Annotated in this window: 12 protein-coding genes; 6 read left to right on the forward strand and 6 right to left on the reverse strand. The window is 71.3% G+C overall.

Features of this window, described 5'->3' with window-relative positions:
• Positions 1-11: 11 nt before the first annotated feature.
• The gene (locus CLV67_RS43400; protein WP_106329474.1) at positions 12-1,865 is read right to left on the reverse strand and encodes a polysaccharide biosynthesis protein; all 1,854 of its coding nucleotides are present in this window, start codon (positions 1,863-1,865) and stop codon (positions 12-14) included.
• Positions 1,866-1,980: 115 nt separating this feature from the next.
• Here CLV67_RS43400 and CLV67_RS43405 point away from each other — a divergent pair, with 115 nt between their 5' ends.
• The 3 genes from CLV67_RS43405 to CLV67_RS43415 are packed head-to-tail and all read left to right on the forward strand — an operon-like array spanning position 1,981 to position 5,867.
• A complete protein-coding gene (locus CLV67_RS43405; protein ID WP_106329476.1) occupies positions 1,981-3,360 on the forward strand; it encodes a tyrosine-protein kinase domain-containing protein in 1,380 nt (459 codons plus the stop codon).
• Between the two features lie 27 nt (positions 3,361-3,387).
• Entirely contained in the window at positions 3,388-4,677 is a 1,290-nt protein-coding gene (locus tag CLV67_RS43410) for a lipopolysaccharide biosynthesis protein (protein ID WP_106329478.1), read from the forward strand.
• A complete protein-coding gene (locus CLV67_RS43415; protein ID WP_106329480.1) occupies positions 4,674-5,867 on the forward strand; it encodes an O-antigen ligase family protein in 1,194 nt (397 codons plus the stop codon). Before CLV67_RS43410 ends, CLV67_RS43415 begins: the two co-directional genes overlap by 4 nt.
• On the opposite strand, the gene CLV67_RS43420 is transcribed toward CLV67_RS43415, so the two are convergent.
• From CLV67_RS43420 to CLV67_RS43435, 4 genes are read right to left on the reverse strand one after another with little or no spacing between them, the layout of a single operon-like run.
• Positions 5,786-7,069, reverse strand: coding sequence for a glycosyltransferase family 4 protein (locus CLV67_RS43420; RefSeq protein WP_170154230.1), 1,284 nt, complete (start codon positions 7,067-7,069; stop codon positions 5,786-5,788). The genes CLV67_RS43415 and CLV67_RS43420 overlap by 82 nt on opposite strands.
• Before the next feature lie 13 nt (positions 7,070-7,082).
• Positions 7,083-7,715, reverse strand: a complete 633-nt coding sequence (locus CLV67_RS43425) for an acetyltransferase (protein WP_106329557.1) — start codon at positions 7,713-7,715, stop codon at positions 7,083-7,085.
• Positions 7,708-8,355, reverse strand: a complete 648-nt coding sequence (locus tag CLV67_RS43430) for a sugar transferase (protein ID WP_275414975.1) — start codon at positions 8,353-8,355, stop codon at positions 7,708-7,710. The genes CLV67_RS43425 and CLV67_RS43430 overlap by 8 nt, the downstream gene beginning before the upstream one ends.
• Positions 8,352-9,494, reverse strand: coding sequence for a DegT/DnrJ/EryC1/StrS family aminotransferase (locus tag CLV67_RS43435; RefSeq protein ID WP_106329482.1), 1,143 nt, complete (start codon positions 9,492-9,494; stop codon positions 8,352-8,354). Before CLV67_RS43435 ends, CLV67_RS43430 begins: the two co-directional genes overlap by 4 nt.
• 183 nt (positions 9,495-9,677) lie before the next feature.
• On the opposite strand from CLV67_RS43435, the gene CLV67_RS43440 reads away from it, so the two are divergent.
• The gene (locus CLV67_RS43440) at positions 9,678-11,474 is read left to right on the forward strand and encodes a thiamine pyrophosphate-requiring protein (protein WP_106329484.1); all 1,797 of its coding nucleotides are present in this window, start codon (positions 9,678-9,680) and stop codon (positions 11,472-11,474) included.
• Here CLV67_RS43440 and CLV67_RS43445 read toward each other — a convergent pair.
• Positions 11,469-13,010 carry a sensor histidine kinase gene (locus CLV67_RS43445; protein ID WP_203737690.1) on the reverse strand — a complete coding sequence of 514 codons (1,542 nt, stop codon included), beginning with the start codon at positions 13,008-13,010 and terminating at the stop codon, positions 11,469-11,471. The two genes, CLV67_RS43440 and CLV67_RS43445, sit on opposite strands and share 6 nt — an antisense overlap.
• A gap of 249 nt (positions 13,011-13,259) precedes the next feature.
• Between CLV67_RS43445 and CLV67_RS43450 the strand changes: the two genes are divergently transcribed.
• Both CLV67_RS43450 and CLV67_RS43455 read left to right on the forward strand, forming a co-directional pair.
• Positions 13,260-14,567 (forward strand): hypothetical protein, encoded by a 1,308-nt coding sequence (locus CLV67_RS43450; protein ID WP_106329486.1) that lies wholly within the window; start codon positions 13,260-13,262, stop codon positions 14,565-14,567.
• 69 nt (positions 14,568-14,636) lie between these two features.
• Positions 14,637-15,560 (forward strand): cation diffusion facilitator family transporter, encoded by a 924-nt coding sequence (locus CLV67_RS43455; RefSeq protein ID WP_106329488.1) that lies wholly within the window; start codon positions 14,637-14,639, stop codon positions 15,558-15,560.
• The last annotated feature ends 426 nt before the right edge of the window (positions 15,561-15,986 follow it).

Below are 15,986 nucleotides of genomic sequence, written 5' to 3' on the forward strand. Positions count from 1 at the left end.
ACGAAACCCTTTCATGCTGGAGATTCGGCTTCTTCGCCTTTGTCGTATTCGTGGTGGACCCTTGTGGCGGCGTTCGCCGGGCGGTGATACCCGGGTGGGGGCAGGTGGCAGGTTTCGGCCAGGCGGTTGATGAGCACCCCGGTGTCGGCCGCCGGCTGGATCAGGTGGAGTTCGGCCGGGCCGAGCGGCGGGACCTCCACGTGCGAGATCAGCGGATGGAAGGGCCGCCGGTCGGTTTCGCCGACACCGAACAGTGTCTCGGCCAGCTTCTCGCCTTGACGCAGACCGGTGTGGACGATCTGCACGGACTTACGGGACAGCGCGACCATCTGCCTCGCCACCTCGGCGATGCGGACCGGGGCGCCCATCTCCAGGACCAGGGCCTCGCCGTCGGTGCCGATGGCCGCGGCCTGGATGACCAGGCTGACCGCCTCCTGGGTGGTCATGAAGTAGCGGGTCACGTCGGGATGGGTCACCGTGACCGGCCCGCCGTCGGCGATCTGGCTGCTGAACGTGGTGAAGACCGAGCCGCGGCTGCCCAGGACGTTGCCGAAGCGGACACTCAGGAACGTTCCTCCGCTGCGCCGGGCTGTCCATGCCGTCAGGCGTTCGGTGATGCGCTTGGAGTAGCCGAGCACGCTGGACGGGTCCGCCGCCTTGTCGGTGGAGATGTTGACGAACCGTTCCACGGAGTCGGCGGCCTCCAGGACGTTGAGCGTGCCGAGCACGTTGGTCTTGACCGCCTCGGCCGGGTACTTCTGCAGCAGCGCGAGGTGCTTGAGGGCGGCCGCGTGGAAGACCACCTGCGGGCGCCGCTCCTGGAAGATCTCCCGGATGCGCCTGCCGTCGCGGACGTCGGCCAGGATCACCGACGGGTCGTCCAGGCGGGCCCGCGGGTCGATCGACAGCTGCACGGCGAGCAGGGACGTCTCGTCGCGGTCCAGCATCATCAGTTCGGCGGGCCGGAAGTGGTGGATCTGCCGGCACAGTTCCGATCCGATCGATCCGCCCGCACCGGTCACCAGGACCCGCTTGCCGGTCAGGTAGCCGCCGATCGTGCTCAGGTCCATGTCGATCTGGTGGCGTCCCAGCAGGTCGGTGACCTGGACCTCGCGGATGTCACCGACCTCCACGGGCTGCTCCATCAGCTCGCTGACCGACGGCACCACCTTGAACGCGGCGCCGGCGGCGAGCGTGAGGTCACGGATCTCGCGGACCAGGACCGCGTCGGCGTTGGCGACCGCGAAGATCAGCAGCTCGGCGCCGGTGCCGGCGAGCGCCCGAGCGATGTCGTCCCGGCCGCCCAGCACGGGAACGCCCTGCAGGCGCAGACGGCGCTTGCCCGGGTCGTCGTCGAGCAGCCCGGCGGGCAGGTAGCGGCCTTTCGGGTCGTGCAGCATCGAGTCGAGCAGCACGGCCGCCGCCGAGCCCGCGCCGAACAGGACGACGGGAGCGGCGGTGCGGTGGTCCGGGCGCAGCCGGCGGATCAGGCGGGCCCGCCAGGCGTAGCGGATGCCGAGCATCAGGGCCAGCGCCGCGGTGGCACCGATGGCGGGGACACCGACCGGCACCGGCGGCCGGGACATGATCACGACCGTGGCGGTCAGCAGGCATCCGACCATGGTGGTGGTGATGGCGACCGCGTTGGCCTCTTCGAAGCTGGCGAAGCGGTAGATCCCCACGATGCGCTGCCGGGCACGGTCGAGGACGGCGTGCAGGAGCGCGGCGGCACCGATCATGGCCGTGGCGCCGATCAGAGGGCGGTGGCCCGGGGCGAAGTCATACCTGGTGAGGACGGCGGCGAACAGGCCAATCACCCAGGCGGCGCCGTCCACGAGTAGCGGCAGCAGGCGAGCGCCCCTCATGTTAGGCAGCGTATCAGAATCTAAATCATGATAAATTTGTGTTCTCGGCTATTCGAGCTATACATCCTTTTTGACCCGTTAGCTTGGGCGGTAGTGAAGGTACGGGGAGGTCTGGGTGGGCCTGCGCGAATACCTCCGTGTCGCCAGGCGGCACTGGTGGTTGCTGGCCGCCTCCGTGATGGCCGCCCTCGGCGTGGCGTTGATCATCAACTTCAACACCACACCGAGGTACGCCGCCCGCGTCACGTTCTTCTTCTCGACACCGATCGCCGGCGCCTCGGACCTCTACCCCGCCAGCATGTTCAATGTCAGCCGCCTGGCCACCTACGCGAAGCTGCTCACCAGCGACGAGGTCGCCACCCCGATCGCCGGGACACCCGGCGTCGACCTGAACCCGGAGGAGGTCCGCGAGGCGATCGCCGCCGAGACGGTCGCCGACACGGTGATGATGGAGGTCAGCGTCGAGGACCGGGACCGCAACCGGGCCCTGCTGCTGCTCACCCGGATCGCCCGCCGCTTCACCACCGCCGTCGAGGAACTGGAGCGGCCCACACCGTCCCAGCCGTCGACCGTCAAGGTCACCGTCGTCTCCGGCCCCGCCCTCGACGAGGATCCGGTCTCACCCAACGTGCTCAACAACCTCGCCCTCGCCGCGGTCGTCGGCCTGGTCGTCGGCGCCGTCGGCTCGGTCGGCCGGGAGATCTCCGACCACACCGTCCGCACCGCGGAGGCCCTGCAGATCCTCGCCTCCGCGCCGGTGCTGGCCCGGGTGCCGATGGACCCCGGCGGGCCGTTCGTCTCGCCGAGCGCCTCGCCACGCACCGAGGCGCTGCGCGGTATCCGCACCCAGGTGCAGTGCGCCGCCGCCGCCGGCTCGGTGAAGACCCTGGCCGTGACCAGCGCGGTGCCCGGCGAGGGCAGATCGGCCACCGCCTGCGGGCTGGCGCTGCTGTTCGCCGAGGCCGGCCAGCGAGTCCTCGTCGTCGACGCCGAACTGCGCCACCCCCGGCTCGCCGCGTTCCTCGGCCGGGAGGATCAGGCCGGGCTGAGCACGATCCTGGACGGCACCGCGGTACTGGAGCAGGTGCTGCAGCCGTGGGGCGCCGGCCTGTGGCTGCTGCCGAGCGGCCGGACCCCGCCCAATCCCAGCGAGCTGCTCAGCTCACCGCGGATGACCGAGCTGGTCGACGAGGCGCGCAAGAAGTTCGACGTGGTGATCTTCGACTGCCCGCCGCTGCTGCCCGTCACCGACGCCGGCGTCGTGGCCGCCCGCACGGACGGCACACTACTCGTCGTACGAGCCCGCAAGACGACGTCGGCGCAGGTCACCGCTGCGGCCCGGGTCCTGCACGCGGTCAACGCGACACTGCTGGGCTGCGTGCTGAACATGGTCGCCACCAAGGGCCCGGACGCCGTGCCCAACTACGACACCTACCTGTCGGGCCCGAAACGGCCGCGAGGCGACCAGGGCCGCTGGAAGCAGCAGGCCGCGTGATGACCTGCCACCCATCCCAGCCACCGCATGCTCGGCGGTAACCATCTCCGGCTCCGATCACTGCTGCGACTCGTGCCCGCAGCCGTGCGACGCGACTATGTCGCCACCCTGGTCGTCCAGAACTTCGTCCTCGCCGTGGGACTGCTGCTGTTCCACCTCGTCGCCCGGCGCGGCAGCGTCGACGGCTTCACGTTCTACCAGATCGCCCGCAGCGCGGTGAGCACGCTCCAGCCGGCTCTGCTGCTGGGACTCGGCGTCGGCCTGTACCGCTACCTGCCCCGCGCCGAGCACACCGGCCGCCGGCTCGCCCGGCACGCGCTCTACATCGAGGCCGCCGCCGTCACCGCGGTCACACTGGCCGCCATCGCGGCCGGAGACGACATCGCCGCGGTGCTCGGACTGCCCGGTGGGCAGTCCGCGGTGACCGCCGTCCTGATCATGCTCGCAGGCAACTGCCTGTGCACCGTCTCGCTGGCCGCGCTGCGCGGAAGCCAGCAGGTCATCGACTCGAACCTGGCGCTCGGGCTCGGATTCGGACTGATCCCACTGTTCGCGTTCGCGCTGACCGAGAAGATCGAGGACTTCCTGGTCTTCCAAGGCATCGGGGCCGCACTGGTCGGCGTGTGGGGCACGCTGGTGGTCCGGCCGGCGCCGGTCACGGCCGCCGCGGTACCGGAACCCGGCATCAAGACCCTGATCGCGTACGGCGTACGCAGGATGCCCGGGGAACTGGCCCTGCCCGCGCTCTACACCGTCCCCACCCTGGCGGTGGCCGTGACGATGCCCGGCAGCGGCGAAGCCGGATACGTCGGATTCACCACCTCGGCCGTCACCCTGATCTGCTCGATGTTCGCCATGCTCACGCCGGTCCTGATGCCCCGGCTCAGCCGGCTGTTCCAGCGGCCCGAGGAACAGGGCGGCGTACGGCAGCTGCTCGCCACCCTGCCCCTGCTGGCCGCCGTGGCCGCCGCCGTCCCCGCGATAGTGATCATGCTGTTCGCCCCGGCGATGACCCGGGGATTCCTCGGCCCCGAGTTCTCCGCCGCGGTACCGGTACTACGGCTCGGCGTGCTGGCGTCGATCCCGCTCGCCATGTTCTACGCGGCGCGCCCGACGCTGGACACCCTGCTCGACGCCAAGGTCATGAGCCGGCTGCTGCTGGCCTGCCTCGGTGTGGAACTGGCCGCGACCGGCATCGGGACACTGTTCTTCACCCCGCCGTACGCGGCCATGCTGGGACTGCTGGCGGCGGCGGTCACGCTGGGACTCAACGCCGCGGGGCTCAGCACGTACGCCCTGCGCCAGCAGCGGCGATGAACACCACGGCAGCACCCCGGCCGGGGCTCGTCGTCCTGATGGCCTTCGTGGTGTCGCTCTCCGGCCGCTTCACCCTGGAACGGGTCGGCCTCGACGTCCCCGTCGTCAACGACGTGCGCGTACCCCTGTTCCTGGTACTGCTGCTGGCCCTGGTCCTCGAGGCGCACCACATCGGCCCGCGCCCGGTCGAGGGCGGATTCGCCCTGCTCGGCATCCTGGCGCTGCTCGGCTACCAGGGCCTGTCGGTGCTGTGGGTGCCGCCTGGCACGGTCACCGGCCCGGCGGTGGGCGACCTGTGCGCGATCGCCGGCCTGCTACTGGTCTACTTCAACCTGGCCGCCTGGGACCGCGACCGGGTGACCGCCACGACCCTGAAACTGTTCCACGCCGCGGCCTGGGTCTACTTCCTGGCCGCCGCGTCCGGCCAGGGCCACTACTCCAACGGCCGCTGGGCGGCGCTCGGCGGCGGCCCGAACGTCTTCGTCCGCATCATGATCCTCGGCGTGATCACCTCGCTCTACCTCTACCTCCGCAGCGGCGAGCGGCTGATCTGGCTCATGCCGATCCCGGCGTTCCTGTTCGGGGCGGTGGCCTCCGGCTCCCGGGGCGGCATCGTGGCACTGGCCGTCACCATCGCCGTCGCCCTGCTCGCCATCCGGCCCCGCATCGACCCGGAACGGATCGCCAAACCGCTCGCTCTGGTGGCGGTCGTCGGCACCGTCCTGGTGATCGTGGCCGGGCCGTCCATCGCCGGATACGTGCAGCAACGGTTCGTCGAGGCGACCATCGGGCAGGGGTACGCGTCGTCGCGTGACGTGCTGTTCCAGATGGCGTTACGGATCTTCCTGCAGCGGCCGATCCTCGGCACCGGCATCAACGGCTTCAACATCGTCAACGACATGGGACTCGGCGAGCAGTACGTGCACAACCTGCCGCTGTCGATCGCGGCCGAGGGCGGGTTCACCGGACTCATGCTGCTGCTGGTGGCCTGGCTGGGCCTGTGGCACGGCTACACGGCAACACCAGCGGGCGAACGGAGCCTCGAGGCCCGCACGGCGGCCTACTGCGGCATCTTCATCGGTGCCACCAGCCTGTTCTCCGGCGACTACTACGACGCCCGGCTGATGTGGATCTTCCTGCTCCTGGCCGCGGTACGCCCCGCCCGCGACCCGGACACACCACCGCGGTGACCGGCGGGAACGACCGCCGCACTCAGGACCCGCTCGAAGTCCTCGAACAGCAGATCACGGTCGAACCGGTCGCGGGCCAGATCGTGCGCCGCCGACCGCGCGGACGCACATCCCGCCTGGTCGCGGACGAAACCGGCCACCGCGGCGGCCGCGGCCGCGGTGTCGTCGGCCGGCAGGACCAGCCCGGCGCCGCTCGCCGTGATCAGATCGGCGATCCACCCGCCGTGGTTCACCGCGACCGGCCGGCCGGCGGCGAAGGCGTCGAAGACCTTGTTCGGCGAGTTGTCGCCCAGCTCGGGGACGTCGACGAACACCGACGCCGCCAGATCGCACGCCCCGAACAGCGCCACCACCTCCGCCTTGCTGACCGGACCCAGCAGGAACAGGTTCCGGTCCAGCACACCCAGCTCGGCGGCCAGCTCCCGGACCTGCGCCCGCATCCGGCCGTCACCGACGATCGCGACACGCACCTCGGGGTCGACATCGGCGAGCCGGGCCGCCATCCGTACCAGATAATCCACGCCGTTGGCCGGGCCGAGCGCCCCCGCATACAGCACGAGCGGCCGGTCCCCCAGCCACGGCGTGCGCGCGCGCAGCGCCGCACCCGCAGGGGCGGCGCCGGCGAACAGACCCCGATCGCAGCTGTTCGGCACGACGGTGACCGCGATGCCGGGGAACCGCCGCCGGATGCTCGCGGCCATGCCCGGCGACAGGGCGATGACGTGGGCCGACCTGTGGTACGCCCACGCCTCCAGCCGCCCGGCCGCCCACCGGCTGAACGGCGACCGCAGCACACCCAGCGCGATCGGCAGCTGGGGCCACACGTCGCGCACCTCCAGCACCATCGGCACCCGCCGGCGCAGCGCCGCCCACGCGCCGGGGATCGCGACCGTCAGCGGTGTGCTGGTGGCGACAACGAGATCGTGGCGCAGACGACCGGCCTCCACCGCCGACCGGCCGACGAACCCGGCAAAAGCCAGGAGCCTGCGCCGGTACGACATCGCGTTGCTGTACGGCACGGGAAGCCAATGCACCACGATCCCGGCCTCGTTGCTGATCCTGGGCCGGACGCCGTCCGGATCACCGGTGATCATGTGCACCTCGTGACCCCGCTCGACCAGCCGCCGCGCGAACTCGTACGACCGCGTCCCGCCGGACATCGCCGGAGTCTTGAAGTACTGGTGGATGTAGGTGATCCGCACGCTGCCACCTCCCCTATCTGGCCGGCACACCCTTGACGATCCGCCCGGCGTCGACGTCGCGGACCACGCAGGCGCTCGCACCCACCGTCGCTCCGTCGCCGACCGACCGGCCCTGCAGCACCACGGCACCGGTGCCGATCAGCACCTCCCGCCCGATGTCGCAGTCACCCGACACGGCAGCGAGGGGATTGACCTGCACATGTTCGCCGAGCACCGAGTCGTGACCCACCGTCGCGTTCAGATTGAGGTGGCTGTGCCGGCCCAGCGTGACGTTCGTCGTGACCTGGGCCCCGGCACACAGGACCACACCGTCGGACAGGTGGTTGTCCGGCCCCATCGTGGCCGCCGGGTGCACGAGGGTGGCCGCCGGCCGGCCGAACGGTTCCAGCCGGGCAGCGACCAGGGCCCGGATCCGCGGGTCGCCGATACCGATGACGTAGTGGGCGTCCAGTTGCCCCAGCGTCTCGTTCGGGCCGAGCCAGGCCGCGCCGAGCCGGTCCAGGCGGCGCAGGTTCGTCTCGGCCGGGGTGTCGTCGAGGAAGCCGGTAACCTTCCACGAGTCGCTGACGGCGTTGACGGCGGCGATGACGACGAGCATCTCCCTGCCGTAGCCGCCGCACCCGACGATGACGATCGGCTCAGGCATCGCCACCGGCCTCCGGCCGAGCTCGCGGCGAGCCGGTGAACAGCGGCATCGTCGACTCCCCGGGCGCTGAGATCCCGTCGCGCCGCAGCAGCGTCAGCAGCGTGCGCAGCAGGATCCGCGCGTTCAGCGCCAGCGAGCGGTGATCGACGTACCAGACGTCCATCGCCAGCCGCTCCTCCCAGGTCTGCCCGTTGCGGCCGCTCACCTGGGACAGCCCGGTGATCCCCGGCCGGACCAGGTGACGGCGCGCCTGTTCCGGGGTGTACACGTCGAGGTACTGCATGAGCAGCGGACGCGGCCCGACCAGGCTCATGTCGCCGCGCAGCACGTTCCACAGCGTCGGCAACTCGTCCAGGCTCCAGGCACGCAGTGCCCGGCCCAGACCGGTGAGCCGTTGCGCGTCGGTCACGAGGCCACCCCTCTCGTCCACGTCCCGCATCGTGCGGAACTTGATCAGGGTGAACGGCCGCCCGTTCAGGCCGGGCCGCTGCTGACGGAACAACACCGGCCGGCCCAGCCCGGCCCCGACCGCCACGGCGACCCCGGCGATCAACGGCGAACCGGCGGCCAGTGCCCCACCGGCGACGACGACGTCGATCGCCCGCTGCACCACATCGGTGACCCGCGCCGACCGCCTCACCGCGGGTCGTCCAGGAACGCGGCGATGTCGTCGAAGACCCGGCGCATCCGGTCGTCGCCGATGACCGACCCGCTGGGCAGGACGAGACCGTCGGCGAACAGGCGGTCCGCGGTGCCGTTGAGCACGGCGCGGGCTCCCGCGAAGACGGGCTGCCGATGCATGGGCTTGAACACCGGCCGGGTCTCCACGTGACGCGCCGCCAGGTACGCGGCCAGATCACGGGCCCGCCAGCCGGTCCGCTCCGCTTCGACCACGACAGCGGTCAGCCAGCAGTTGGCCGCCATGTCGTCGCCACCGAGCAGACGTACCCCGTCGAGACGGGCGAAGACCTTGGCGTAGCCGTCGCGGACCGCCCGGCGGCGTTCGATCATCTCGTCCAGCCGGCACAGCTGAGCGCGGCCCAGCGCGGCCAGCACGTTGCTCAGCCGGTAGTTGTAGCCGACGTCGGTGTGCTCGTAATGCTCCGCCGGCAGCCGCGCCTGACCGGCCAGATACCGGGCCCGATCGGCCAGGCCCGCGTCGGCGGTGACCAGCATGCCGCCACCCGACGTCGTCAGGATCTTGTTGCCGTTGAACGAGAACGCCGCAGCCAGCCCGAACGAGCCCGCGGGCCGGCCGGCGTACGCCGAACCGAGCGCTTCGGCGGCGTCCTCGACGACGGGAACGCCGTACCGCTCGCACAGCGGCAGGATCCGCCCGTAGTCGGCGCACGCTCCATAGACGTCGACCGTCGCCACAGCCCGGGCCCGCACGCCCTCGGCGTCCAGGTCGGCGAGCAGTCCGGACAGCAGGTCCGGGTCGATGTTGCCGGTGGCCGCGTCACCGTCGACGAAGATCGGCGTCGCGCCGGTGTACACGACGGCGTTCGCCGTGGCCGCGAACGTGAGTGTGGGCACGATGACCACGTCGCCCGTGGCGGCACCGACACCGAGCATGGCCAGGTGCAACGCGGCGGTCCCGGAGCTCACCGCGACCGCGTGCGGCACCCCGGCCCGGGCGGCGATCTCCCGCTCGAACAGGTCCAGATCGGGTCCGGCCGGCGCGACCCAGCCCGAGCGCAGCGCCGCCAGCACGTACTCCTGCTCCAGATCGCCGATGTCGGGAGCGGACAGCAGAACGGCCTGATCGTCGACGTGCATCCCCCACCACCCATCCGGGACCGGCGCCGAGGGGGGATTGATCGGCAAGACCTTTCGCCCGCCATGCTAGCCCGCGCCGGTTGCCGCGGAGGCAACTCCGGCAACCGCATGACGAGCACTCGAGCCGGAGGTTGAGCCACCAGGGCGCGGGTAGTCACCGCCAGATCGACCGAGAGGACTGCAATGACCGAGCGGACAGTTTCGGATCTGGTGGTGGAACGGATCCTCGCCTGGGGAACCGACCGCGTCTTCGGGTACTCCGGTGACGGCATCGACGGCGTGATGGGCGCGCTGCGCCGATCCGGTGAGCCCGCGTTCGTGCAGGCCCGGCACGAGGAGGCGGCGGCGTTCATGGCGGTCGGGCACGCCAAGTACACCGGCCGCGCCGGTGTCTGCCTGTCGACCCAGGGCCCCGGCGCGGTGCACCTGCTCAACGGTCTCTACGACGCGAAACTGGACTCCCAGCCGGTCGTCGCGATCGTCGGACAGCAGATGACCACCGTGCTGGGCAGTGCCTATCAACAGGAGATCGATCTGGTACGGCTGTTCGCCGACGTCTGCGCCCAGTTCGTGCAGGCCGCGTACACCCCCGAGCAGGTGCCCATGCTGCTCGACCGCGCCTTCCGGACCGCCCTGGCGACCCGCAGCCCCACCTGCGTGATCCTGCCGCACGACGTGCAGTCGGCGCCCGCTCCCGACCCGGCCGAGCAGAAGCACGGCGTGCTGGTGACCAGCCCCGGACTGCGTCCCGCCCGGCTCGTGCCGCGCCCCGAGGACCTGCGCGAGGCCGCCGGCGTCCTGACCGCCGGCGAGCGCGTGGCCATCATGGTCGGGCAGGGCGCCTACGGGGCCCGGCAGGAGATCCGTGATTTGGCCGAACGCCTCGGCGCGGGCATCACCGCGTCCCTGCTCGGCAAGCCGGTGCTCGACGAGACACTCCCCCGCCACACCGGCGTCATGGGCCACCTGGGCACGACGGCCAGCGAGGAGTTGATGCGCGACTGCGACACCCTGCTGCTGGTCGGCACGAACGACCCGTGGACCGAGTTCTATCCGAAACCCGGACAGGCGCGGGCCGTGCAGATCGACATCGACGGCAGGCGTCTGGGCGTACGTTATCCGGTGGAAGTGCCGCTGCTCGGTGATGCCGCCGAAACGCTGCGGGAGCTGCTGGAACTCATCCCGGACCGGCCGGGCACCGCGTGGAGCGGGCAGGTCGAGGACTCGGTCCGGCGCTGGCACGGCATCGCGGAGGCCCGCGCGGCCGCGCCCGCCGAGCCGCTCAACCCCCAGCACGTGGTCCGGTCCCTGAACGGCCGGCTGCCCGGCGACGCGCAGGTCGCCGTCGACGTCGGCTCGGTCGTCTACTGGTACGCCCGGCACCTGCGCCTGCCGTCCGGAGTCCCCGCCCATCTGTCCAGCACCCTGGCGTCGATGGGGTGCGGGCTGCCGTACGGGCTGGCCGCGAAACTCGCCGCACCGCGGCGTCCGGTCGTGGTGCTCACCGGCGACGGTGCCATGCAGATGACCGGCCTGGCGGAACTCGTCACGGTGGCGGCCCGCTGGCGCGACTGGGCCGACCCGAGGTTCGTGATCTGCGTGCTCAACAACCGCGACCTCGCCGAAGTCAGCTGGGAGCAGCGAGAGTCCGAGGGCGAGCCGCGGTTCGCGACGTCGCAGGATCTGCCCGACGTGCCGTACGCCCGGTATGCCGAACTTCTGGGTCTGCAGGGAATGCGCGTCACGGATCCGGACGAGATGGCGAAGGCGTGGGAAACGGCGCTGGCCGCCGACCGGCCGGTCCTGATCGAGGCGCTGACCGACCCGGCGATCCCGCTGCTGCCGCCCGGCCGCCCGTACGAGCAGGTGAAGGGCATGTACGAGGGCCTGGCCGCCGAACCCGGCGACCTGGCCCGCCGAGCCGAGGCCCACCTGCGCCGCGAACGAGCCGACGAGGGCTACGACGACCCGGGGCTATGACGCCACGAGGGCCCGGTCGCTCACATCCGGTGCCTCCGGGGTGAGGCGGCGGATGTGCTTGGCGATGGTGAAGGCGAACGTGGTGCCGTCGGTCCGGGTGGTGTCGACGCTGATGGCGCCGCCGTGGTGCTCGACGACACGCTTGCAGATGGCCAGGCCGATGCCGGTGCCGGAGTACTTCTCGCGCGGATGCAGCCGCTGGAAGATGACGAAGATCTTGTCGGCGAACTCGGCGTCGACACCGATGCCGTTGTCGCTGACGGTGAAGCTCCACTCGTCTGCCACGGAGGCGGCGCTGATCGTCACGTGCGGCGGCCGGTCGGGGTGCCGGAACTTGAGGGCGTTGCCGATCAGGTTCTGCCACAGCATCGCCAGCAGGGTGGCGTCGCCCTGCACGGTCGGCAGGTCGGGCCGGTCGATGCGGGCGCCGGTCTCCTCGATCGTGGCGGCGAGCGTCTGTTCGACCTGGTCCACAAGGCTGCCGAGGTCGACCGGCTTGCTGCTGTCGTAGACGCGGCCGATCCGGGAGAACGTCAGCAGGTCGGTGATCAGACGCTGCATGCGGGTGGCGCCGTCGACGGCGAAGGCGATGTACTGCTGGGCGCGGTCGTCGAGGGAGCCGGCGTAGCGGCGCTGGAGCATCTGGCAGAACGACGCCACCTTGCGCAGTGGTTCCTGCAGGTCGTGGGAGGCGACATAGGCGAACTGCTCGAGGTCGGCGTTGGAGCGGGCCAGCGCGTCACGGGTCTCGCTCGCGGCGACCAGAGCCTGCACGAGCCGTTCCCGCATGGCGTCCACGTCGTGGCCGAGGGCGGCGATGTCGCTCGGTCCGTGCGGGGACAGGCGGTGGCCGAAGTCGCCGGCGGCGACGGTCCGGACCGCGGCGCTGAGCCGTGTCAGCGGGCGCAGCACGATCAGACGCAGCAGGACCGCGATCGCGGCGACGGCCGCGAGCAGCAGGGCGGCGAGGCCGAGGAAGACGATGTTGCGGACCTGCCGGGAGTCGTCGAGCGCCTGCCGGCCCCGCGTGCGCTCGTCGAGCAGCGCCGCGTCGAAATCGGTCAGCTGTGCCCGTACCGCCGCGAAAGCGTCCGAAGGTTGAGAAACGGCCGGGGAGATCTGCCGGGCGGCGATCAACGGCTCGGCGGAGTCACGCCGCCACTGTGCCGCGAGCCGTTCCAGTTCGTCGAGCTCCGCCAGCAGCCCGGCCTCGTCGGCGAGCAACTCGTGCAGCCGCGCGGTGGCCGCCAGTTCGCCGGTGATGCCGGTGCGATACGGCTCGAGCAGCTCCGGCCGCCCGCTGACCGCGAAGGCGCGCAGGCCCGAGACCTGATCGCCGAGAGCGCCGTCCAGCTGCACGACCGTGGTCCTCGCCGGGGAGATGTGATCGTTGAGGCGATTCGACACCGCGGTGGTGTCGGCCAGGACCTGCGTCCCCAGTCCGGCGCCGGCCAGGATCAGCACGACCATGCCGGCCAGGACGCAGCCGAACCACGTCTGACTCGTCCACCGCCGGGTGAGGTTGCTCGATGTCACAGGGGCACCGTACGCGATCGGTCAGACAGATTCGCTTCACCGTTCACGCCGCGGTTCCGGCGGCTTGACCCTCGACCTGGTCGAGCGTTCACGATCAGCGCCGCGATGGAACAGATTCGCAAGGCCCAGGAGATCTTTGACCAAGGTCTACACCGCGATCCTCGTCCTGCATCTCGTCGACCAGGGCGAGGTCGCTCTCGACGCACGACGTCCTCGCCGAGTGAGCTACCGGTCGGCATACTGACCGCCGTGGATGACGAATGGCGGCTCGGGCCGACCGGGTACGGGCACGGGTTCACGCACGAGCTGGTCTTCGTCGAGGAGGTCGCCGGCGAACGCGAGGACCTGGTCGCCGGGATCGTCGAGTTCCTGCGCACGGTGCGGGGTGTGACCGCGGTCGAGCACGCCGACCGCGAGGCCGTGCTGATCACGGCCGAGGGCGTACCGGCCGGTCGGCTGTCGGCGCTCGTACGCCGCCGGTGGGAGAAGGCCAGGAAGCAGCGGCCGGCGTGGATGGCCGCGATGGACCGCGCGGCCCGGACGGTGTGGGAGCTCACCGGCTTCGAACGCGACGGCTGGCAGCTGACCCGGGTCGTCGACGACGGGCTGAGCCACCTCATCACGCTCGACCACGGGTTCGGCCGCGAACCCGGCGAGCATTCCGTCACGATCACGGCGTACGTCCGGCTGGCGCTCCCCGATCGTCATCACCACGAGGTCCTGCGTCACGTCGGTGACCTGGGCGACGCCGGGCAGCTCCGCGAGGCCGTCACCGGCCGGGTGCTGCCCGCTCTTGAACCGCTGACGTCGGTGGACGCGCTGCTGGATCGGTGGGGAACCCGGAAGCTGCCGGAGATCCAGTTGCGCGGCCGTGTCCTGGTGTCGCTGGGGCGTCTCGACGAGGCCCGCGACGTGTATCAGATCGAGTTCGACCGGACCCAGCCGCGCCATCGCCCGTACCTGCTGCGGAGTCTCGCCGACCTGGGGGTGCCGCCGCTGACCACGGCAGCGGATCCGCGGCTGAGCGTCGGTGAGGCGGCGACGCTGGCCGCGTGGCACACCAGCACGCTGCCGCTGACCGACCGGTTGCGGCAGCTCAGCGGCCTGCGCCTGGACGGGACGCGGGGATCGCTCGACGAACTCTGGGCGTGGCTGCGCGATGCGCGCGAGCAGCTCCGGGCCGCGTTCGCCGACACGCGACCGGCGCTCCCGATGTCGTCCTACGGCGTCCTCGCCGGTGGCACCAACGCGGCCGCCGCTCCCCGCGATCCGTGGTACCGGGTTACGGTCGAGCTCGTCACCGCGTACATCGGTGAGGTCGTCATCGCCCAGGCCCCCGGAACCGTGTGGGCACTCGGCGACGGCGGCGAGCTGGCGCTGGTCCGCCGTTCCGGAACCGGCCTGCCGTGGCGGGTGCTGGCCATCGTCCACGAGGTGTTCGGCGTGCCGGCCGACGAGTTCGACCCGCACGAGCTGCGCCGACTCGCCGACGACATGCTCCGCTGGCTGAACGCGGACTCCGCCCCCCAGGTCTGGATCACTCACTCCGGCGCCTGACCCGGCGTGCACAACACATGCTACTGTGCGCATGTATGCATGGGATGGCCGACGGGGAGAGAACAGCCGATGGGACACGGACACAGCCACGACCACGGCCCCGCCACGGCGACCGGGCGGCACCGCGGCGTGCTCATCGGCACCCTGGCGATCTCGGTGGCCATCTTCCTGATCGAGGTGGCCGGCGCCCTGATCACCGGCAGCCTCGCCCTGCTCGCCGACGCCGGGCACGTTCTCGCCGACGCGGGCGGCGTCGCGCTCGCCCTGGGCGCCACCCTGCTGGCCGCCCGGCCCGCGTCCGGCCGGCACACCTTCGGCTGGGCCCGCGCGGAGATCCTGGCCGCCGCCGTCAACGGCCTGATCCTGTCCGGCATGGGCGTCTACGTCTTCGTCGAGGGCATCCGGCGGCTGTTCGAACCCGCCCACGTCGACGCCGGCGGGATGGCCGTGTTCGGTGTGATCGGCCTGGTCGGCAACCTGATCGGTGTGGCGCTGCTCTACCGGGCCCGCGAGGCCAGCCTCAACATGCGCGGCGCGTTCCTGGAGGTCGCCACCGACGCCGTCACGTCGGTGGGCGTCCTGGCCGCCGCCGCGGTGATCGCGCTGACCGGTTACACCCGCGCCGACGCGATCGTGTCGATCCTGATCGGCCTGGTCATCGCCCCGCGCGCGGTCCGGCTGCTGCGTGAGGCGGTCAACGTCCTGCTCGAAGCCGCCCCCGAGGACGTCGACCTCGAGAACGTGCGGCGGCACATCACCGGCCTCGACCACGTGTCCGGGGTCCACGACCTACACGTCTACACCGTCACCTCGGGCCTGCCGGTGCTGACCGCGCACGTCGTGGTCGACGACTCCTGCTTCCACGACGGGCACGCGCCGCAGCTGCTCGACGCCCTCCAGGCGTGCCTGGCCGGGCACTTCGACGTCGAGCACTCCACGTTCCAGCTGGAGCCGGCCGGCCACGCGGGGCACGAGCACGCCACTCACGGCTAGGTTCCGCCGGCGCCGTCGTTCGTGATCATGCTGGACCCGGAGGCTGTGATGGCCGGTCGTGCGATCGCCGGGTGCGCTGCCGACGCTGCCGGCTTACCGGGTGTCGTCGGGCTTTCCTGCGCCGTCGGGCCTTCCGCGCCGTTGGGCGCACGCGGGCGCTTTCCATGTGCGTGTGACGTCGTGGCGGCGACTGTTCAGTCGTGGGCGGCGACGGCGGGAGCACACGCTGCGGATCCGTGGACGCGCATGGTCGTCCTGGCGACGATCGGAGCAAACGGTGCCGCTGTGTGTGAGCCGGTCGCTGCGAGTGCGACGGCCGCAAGCACCGCTGGCCGCTGCATGTGCGCTCGCCGCTGCCGTGTCAGCAGGCAATCGGCCCATGATCTTGACTGAACTCTCGCGCCATGCCGGGACCGCACCGGGATT

Origin of the sequence: Actinoplanes italicus (assembly GCF_003001815.1) — a bacterium.
In the GTDB taxonomy this organism is placed as follows: Bacteria; Actinomycetota; Actinomycetes; order Mycobacteriales; family Micromonosporaceae; genus Actinoplanes; species Actinoplanes italicus.

What these genes read in the sequence shown, in the direction of transcription:
- CLV67_RS43455 (WP_106329488.1), top strand. Translation starts at nt 14,637, where the DNA reads ATGGGACACGGACACAGCCACGACCACGGCCCCGCCACGGCGACCGGG.
- CLV67_RS43425 (WP_106329557.1), bottom strand. Translation starts at nt 7,715, where the DNA reads ATGCCTGAGCCGATCGTCATCGTCGGGTGCGGCGGCTACGGCAGGGAG.
- CLV67_RS43400 (WP_106329474.1), bottom strand. Translation starts at nt 1,865, where the DNA reads ATGAGGGGCGCTCGCCTGCTGCCGCTACTCGTGGACGGCGCCGCCTGG.
- CLV67_RS43440 (WP_106329484.1), top strand. Translation starts at nt 9,678, where the DNA reads ATGACCGAGCGGACAGTTTCGGATCTGGTGGTGGAACGGATCCTCGCC.
- CLV67_RS43435 (WP_106329482.1), bottom strand. Translation starts at nt 9,494, where the DNA reads ATGCACGTCGACGATCAGGCCGTTCTGCTGTCCGCTCCCGACATCGGC.
- CLV67_RS43410 (WP_106329478.1), top strand. Translation starts at nt 3,388, where the DNA reads ATGCTCGGCGGTAACCATCTCCGGCTCCGATCACTGCTGCGACTCGTG.
- CLV67_RS43415 (WP_106329480.1), top strand. Translation starts at nt 4,674, where the DNA reads ATGAACACCACGGCAGCACCCCGGCCGGGGCTCGTCGTCCTGATGGCC.